Consider the following 5607-nt stretch of genomic DNA (forward strand, 5'->3'; position numbering starts at 1 on the left):
CTCCAGGCGGAGGGCGGGTTCTTCGAGTGGGCCTGCTTCGTCAGCCAGCAGGCGGCGGAGAAGGCTGTCAGGGCCGGGAGGATGCCGGGGATGCGCTCCGTTGTGCAGAGTCGATCCTACGCTTCTGTGAAGGTCTTCTGGCTCAACAGCGGTGAGGCGCTGGCCCGGTTGCGGGCGGCGGCCGAAAAGTTGCTGGCCGAGCAGGGGGACGTCGCCGCCGTCTATCTCTTTGGATCCCTGTCCGAGGATCGGGCCGTACCGGGCAGCGACGCCGACCTCCTCATCCTCCTGGAGCGAAGCCAGCGGCGCTTACTGGATCGTGCAGAAGAGTTCTCCCGCTATTTCTCGGGAATCGGCATGCCGGTTGAGCTGTTCTGCTACACGCGCGAGGAGGCGGAGCGCATCCGGCTGGCCCGCGCGGCTATCGACCGCGGCATCCTGCTCGCGGGGCGCTGACTTCCCCGCAGAGACCGGCCTTGCTGCCGGGTCTGTGCGGGGTGACCGCAGTTCCTGACTAGAAACGCGTGACGCCGGCGTCGCTCCGGCGGCCCTCGCCACCGCCCCTCGCCGCGGAATCACCCACCGCATCCTCCTCCAGCAGCCGGACGAAGGCCTCCACCACTTGGGGATCGAACAGCCGCCCCGCCTCCCGCCGCAGGTAGGCCACCGCCTCCTCGCGCGACCAGGCGCGGCGGTAGGGCCGGTCGGAGGTCAGCGCATCCCAGACGTCGGCTACGGCGAAGATCCGCGCCGCCAGCGGGATCTCCTCCCCGCGCAGCCGCTGGGGGTACCCGCTGCCGTCCCAGCGCTCGTGGTGGCAGGAGGGGATGTCCAACGCCGGGCGCAGGTAGGGAATCGGCCAGAGGAGGTCGCGGGCGTAGTTGGGGTGCTGGTGCATGATCGCCCACTCCTCCGCGGTAAGGGGCCCGGGCTTGAGCAGGATGGTGTCGGAGATGGCCATCTTCCCGATGTCGTGCAGCAGCGCACCCCGGCGGATGTGGAGCAGGTCCTCCTCCCGGACGCCCATGGCCCGGGCCAGGCGCAGGGTCAGCGTCGTCACCCGCTGGGTGTGACCTTCCGTCTCCTGGTCCCGCAGGTCCAGGGCGCGGACCCACCCCTCCAGGGTGGCGTCGTAGGCTTCGATGAGGCTGGCGTTGGCCCGCTGCAGCTCCTCAAACAGGGAAGCGTTGTCGATAGCGATGGCAGCCTGCCCGGCCAGAGAGCTCAGGAACTCCATCCACTCGGGTTCTGACGGCAGGGCCGCGCGGGTGAACACCTCCAGCACGCCCTGCACCCGGCCCTTGGCAATGAGCGGCACGGCCACGTAGCCGGTGAAGTCCTCCTGCGGCAGCAGCGGGGAGCGGACGAACTCCTGGGGGGCCTCCCCCAGGTTAGGGACGACGATCGCCCGCCGTTCCGTGGCCGCCCGGCCGGCGTAGCCCTGCCCCAGGCGCAGGACGGTGTGCTGCAGCGCCCGTGTGCGGAAGCCCTGGCCGGCGGCAAACTCCAGCGCCTGCGTGTACGGGTTCAACAGCAGGATTCCGGCGGCGTCGACCCGCAGGTGGGTGATTACCTGGTCGACCACCACGGTGAGGATCGCCCGCAGGTCCAGGCTGCTACTGATGGCGGTCTGCACCGCGTGCAGGGTGCTGATCTGCTCCAGCCGCCGCTCGGTCTCCAGCAGCAGGCGGGCGTTCTCCAGAGCGGCGGCGGCCTGGTGGGCGTAGGCCTGGAAGAGCTCCACCCGCTCGGGGGTGAAAAAGCCGGGCTCACGGCTGTAGAGCGCCAGGCTGCCAAACGCGCTGCCCCGGCTGAGCAGGGGGAAGGCGCCCGCACAACGGAAGCCCTCCGCCTCCAGACGCCGCCGGATCGGGCCCTCGGACGGCAGGTCCTCGATGTCGGCCACCACCTCGGGAAAGCCCCGGCGGATGGCCCTGCCGGTGGGGCCCTGCCCTTCGGGGGTCTCGTCCCACCGCACCGTGAGCAGCAGTGGATACCGGGAGCGTGCGGGATGGTGCGCCAGGATACTGACGCTACCGTCCGGTTCGGCCCGGCCCACCCAGGCCAGGGCTGCGCCAAAGACGTCCACGCAGGTGCGCGTGACGTCACGGACCAGCCGCTCCAGGTCCAGGTTGTGCGAGAGTTTGGCGGCGCTGGCATACAGCGCGGTGAGGCTCTCCAGGCGGCGCAGGTTGTCTTCGTAGAGGCGGGCCACGGAGATGGCCTGGGCTGCCTGGCCGGCGAACTTTTCCATGCACCTGCGGTGGCGCTCGGTGAAGGGGCGGGCGGGAGCGGCGCGCGCGGCACCCAGCAGGCCCAGGGGCCGGGCGCGCCCCGGTAGCGGCACGAGTAGCAGGCTGCGCAGGCCCGACAGACCGGGGAACAGCCCCCGGGCGGGGTCGGTGAGCATCCCGATGTCGTCAGCTGGGACCTTCGGCAGGAAGAGGGGCTGGGCAGAGCTCAGGACCTGCGCCGGCAGGCCCTCCCCGGCGGGGAGACGGAGGTCCGGCGGTCGCTGCGGGAGCGGGGCGGCTGGCTCTCCCCGGGCGGGTGCTCCCGAGATGACCTCGGCGCGCGCCACCTCTGGACCAGGCCCGGCGGAAGCGGCGAGGCGCAGCCAGGCCCCGTCGTCAGAGAGCAGCCACAGGACGCAGGGGGCCTTCAGCATGGCGGCCGCCTGCTCGACGACGCCGTTTAGGACCGCACCGTATTCCGGGGGGAAGCGGAGGAGGCTGCCTGGGGGTGCGGCCCGGGATGCGGCCGTTGCGGAGGATCCATCACCCTGGCCTGAATCAGGCATGTCGCGCCATTGGAGCCCCCGAAGAGATGCCCGCCGGATCGGGCAAGATCGCCCGCGCGGTTGGTACCCCGGGCCGGTTTACACCCCTGCCCGATCGATCTCTCGGCCCCTGCTCAATGCTAACGGCGGGCGGGGCTTAGGGTATCGGGTGAAAAATGTATTTCCAGCAATTTATTTTGCCACACTAACATAATTCCCCTTCCGCCCCGCCTGCCGCCGATACCTGCCGCCGGCACCACATCGCCGGTACCTGCCGCCGGCACCGTGAAATCGCGCACTGTTGCCGATGTGTCTTGCGAACGGGATTTCCTCTGCCGGACCTGGCTGCCCGGGGCAGCCCACGCTGTCAGGGTCCAGCCGCCCCACAGGGCACCGGGATCGGAGATCCCGCAGCGGACCGATCCGGCGCAGGTGGTACAATGGCTGGGAGCACGAGGAGGACGTAACGTGCCGGATGCACGTGTTGACAGGCTCGAAGCGGCCCTGGGGCGCCTGGCCGAGGCCCAGCGCGTCACCGAACAGCGGCTCGCCCAGCTCATCGAGCGGGTCGACCAGTTCGCTCTACACGCCACGCAGCTGACCGAGCGGGTCGACCAGCTCGCTCTACACGTCACGCAGCTGACCGAGCGGGTCGACCAGCTCGCTCTACACCTCGCCCAGCTCACCGAGCGGGTGGATCGGCTCACCATCCGAGTCGATCGCCTCGGGGATGAGGTCGGGCAGTTGAGGGGAAATGAACTCGAACGCCGCTACCGCGAGCGGGCTCACGCGTACTTCGACGACCTGCTCTCCGACATTCACGTGCCGTCCATGCAGGACCTGGCCGCCGTGTTGGACCGAGCGCTCGCGGCCGGTACCCTCTCACGGCAGGAGCGGAGAGACGTGCTGGAGGCCGATTTGGTCGTCCGCGGACGCCGGTGGGAAGATCGGGAAGTGGCTTACCTGGCCGTGGAGGTTTCCACCGTGGTGGACGAGGGTGACGTGGAACGCGCGGTGCGACGCGCCGGCTTACTCCACCGGGCCATCGGCGCGCCGGTCCTTCCCGTCGTGGCCGGAGAGGCGATTACACCGCAGGCAAAAGACCACGCGAGGAGCCGGGGAGTCTGGCGGCTGCTGGACGGACGCGCCTCCTCTCCCCGGGAATAGGTCGCAGCGAGTACCCATTTCCCGCTCGCTGCCTCTACGCGGGCGCTTCCTGTCAGACGGCCGGCGCGCGCCGTCGGGCCTGCGTGCTCTCCCGACTCGCTTCATGGTATCATCGATTCAACGCAGCCTCATGAAGAGCGCCTCGAAGACAAGCAGGTTTCGCCCTGGTCTGAATCCGGACGAGGGAACGGAAACAGGCTAACCGGAGGTGGTTCAACGATGCATGCGGCGATTGCCCGCAGGTCTGCCGTGATCCTGGTGGCTGTCCTTCTGCTGGCCTGGCCGGCGGTGCCCAGGGTACAGGCGCAGCGCTCTGGTGGAACACTGACCATCGCACGGCCTGTGGATGCTGTCTCGCTGGATCCGCATTTCGAGACGACCGCGCCCGGCGCGTGGGTCTATCAAATGATCCTGGAGCCGTTGATCACTCTGGGGCCCGACATGAAGATCAAGCCTGTGCTTGCTTCCAGCTACAGGGTCCTGGATGCCACGCGGATCCGCTTCACCTTGCGGCGGGGCGTCCGCTTCCACGACGGCACGCCCTTTAATGCCCAGGCCGTGAAGTTCACCTTTGAGCGTGCGTTCGACCGGAAGAGCCCGGGCCGCTGGGCCAGCCTCGCCGGGCCTATCAAGGGCGCGGAGGTCGTGGATGACTACACGGTAGACATTGTAACCAGCGAGCCGTATGCGCCGTTGCTGTATAGCGTGGCCATGGTCTACGCCGGCATTGTGAGCCCTGCCGCCGTGCAGCGCCTGGGCCCAGAGTTCAGCCGGCAGCCGGTGGGCACCGGGCCATTCAAGTTTCAGGAGTGGCGCACCAACGACCGCATCACTGTCGTACGCAACGATGACTACTGGGGCCCAAAGCCTTATTTGGACCGCATCGTATTTAGGGTCATTCCCGAGGAGTCTGCCCGGATGATTGCGCTGCGCACCGGCGATGTGGATATGGTACTCGTGCCAGCGCCGGCCCAGCTCGATGCCTTTCGCCGCGACCGCGCATTTGCAGTGGCGGAAGCTCAGGGTCTGCGCATCGTCTTCGTTGGCATGAACCTGACCCGACCACCGCTCTCCGACGTCCGGGTCCGCCGTGCCCTGGTGATGGGGACAAACCGCAAGGCGATCCTGGACAATATCCTGGAGGGCGCGGGTGATCCTGCCGACGGCATCCTGGCCAAGGGCGTGTTCGGCTACGCACCCATGGAGCTGGACAAGCGCTATCCCTACGATCCAGCCCGGGCCCGGGCTCTGCTACAGGAGGCAGGATTCCGTCCGGGGCCAGATGGCATCATGCAGCGCGAGGGGATCCCGCTGGTCCTCACGCTCATCAGTGCACGCGGACGCTACTTGAAGGATGCCGAGATTGCGGAAGCCTGGCAGGGCCAGATGCGCGCCATCGGCGTCCGGGTGGACATAAGCTTCCTTGAGTGGGCCACGGTATTTACCCATGTCCGCGCGGCAACGCTAGACTACCACCTCTTCATGCTGGGGTGGGTCACCACCACAGCGGATGCGGACTACAGCCTCCTGCCCATGTTCCGCTCCAACATGGCACCTCCGACTGGTTGGAACACCTGGCGCTACGTGAATCCACAGTTCGACCGGCTGGTGGATCAGGCGCGGGTCAGCACTAAAGCAGAAGAGCGCCAGGAACTGTATGC

General features: G+C 68.1%; 4 protein-coding genes. 3 read left to right on the forward strand and 1 reads right to left on the reverse strand.

What is annotated here, in order from left to right; translation table 11 throughout:
- Positions 1 to 456 (forward strand): nucleotidyltransferase domain-containing protein (locus QN152_13600; GenBank protein ID MDR7540539.1); only part of this gene is annotated, 456 nt, incomplete at its 5' end.
- A gap of 58 nt (positions 457 to 514) precedes the next feature.
- Here the strand turns inward: QN152_13600 and QN152_13605 are convergent.
- A complete protein-coding gene (locus tag QN152_13605) occupies positions 515 to 2800 on the reverse strand; it encodes a GAF domain-containing protein (protein MDR7540540.1) in 2286 nt (761 codons plus the stop codon).
- 447 nt (positions 2801 to 3247) lie between these two features.
- Between QN152_13605 and QN152_13610 the strand changes: the two genes are divergently transcribed.
- Complete coding sequence (locus tag QN152_13610) at positions 3248 to 3946, forward strand: hypothetical protein (GenBank protein MDR7540541.1); 699 nt, start codon at positions 3248 to 3250, stop codon at positions 3944 to 3946.
- A 219-nt stretch (positions 3947 to 4165) separates the two neighbouring features.
- On the forward strand, positions 4166 to 5607 hold a 1442-nt coding region (locus QN152_13615; protein MDR7540542.1), incomplete at its 3' end, for an ABC transporter substrate-binding protein.

This window comes from Armatimonadota bacterium (assembly GCA_031459715.1).
In the GTDB taxonomy this organism is placed as follows: Bacteria; Sysuimicrobiota; Sysuimicrobiia; order Sysuimicrobiales; family Humicultoraceae; genus Humicultor; species Humicultor tengchongensis.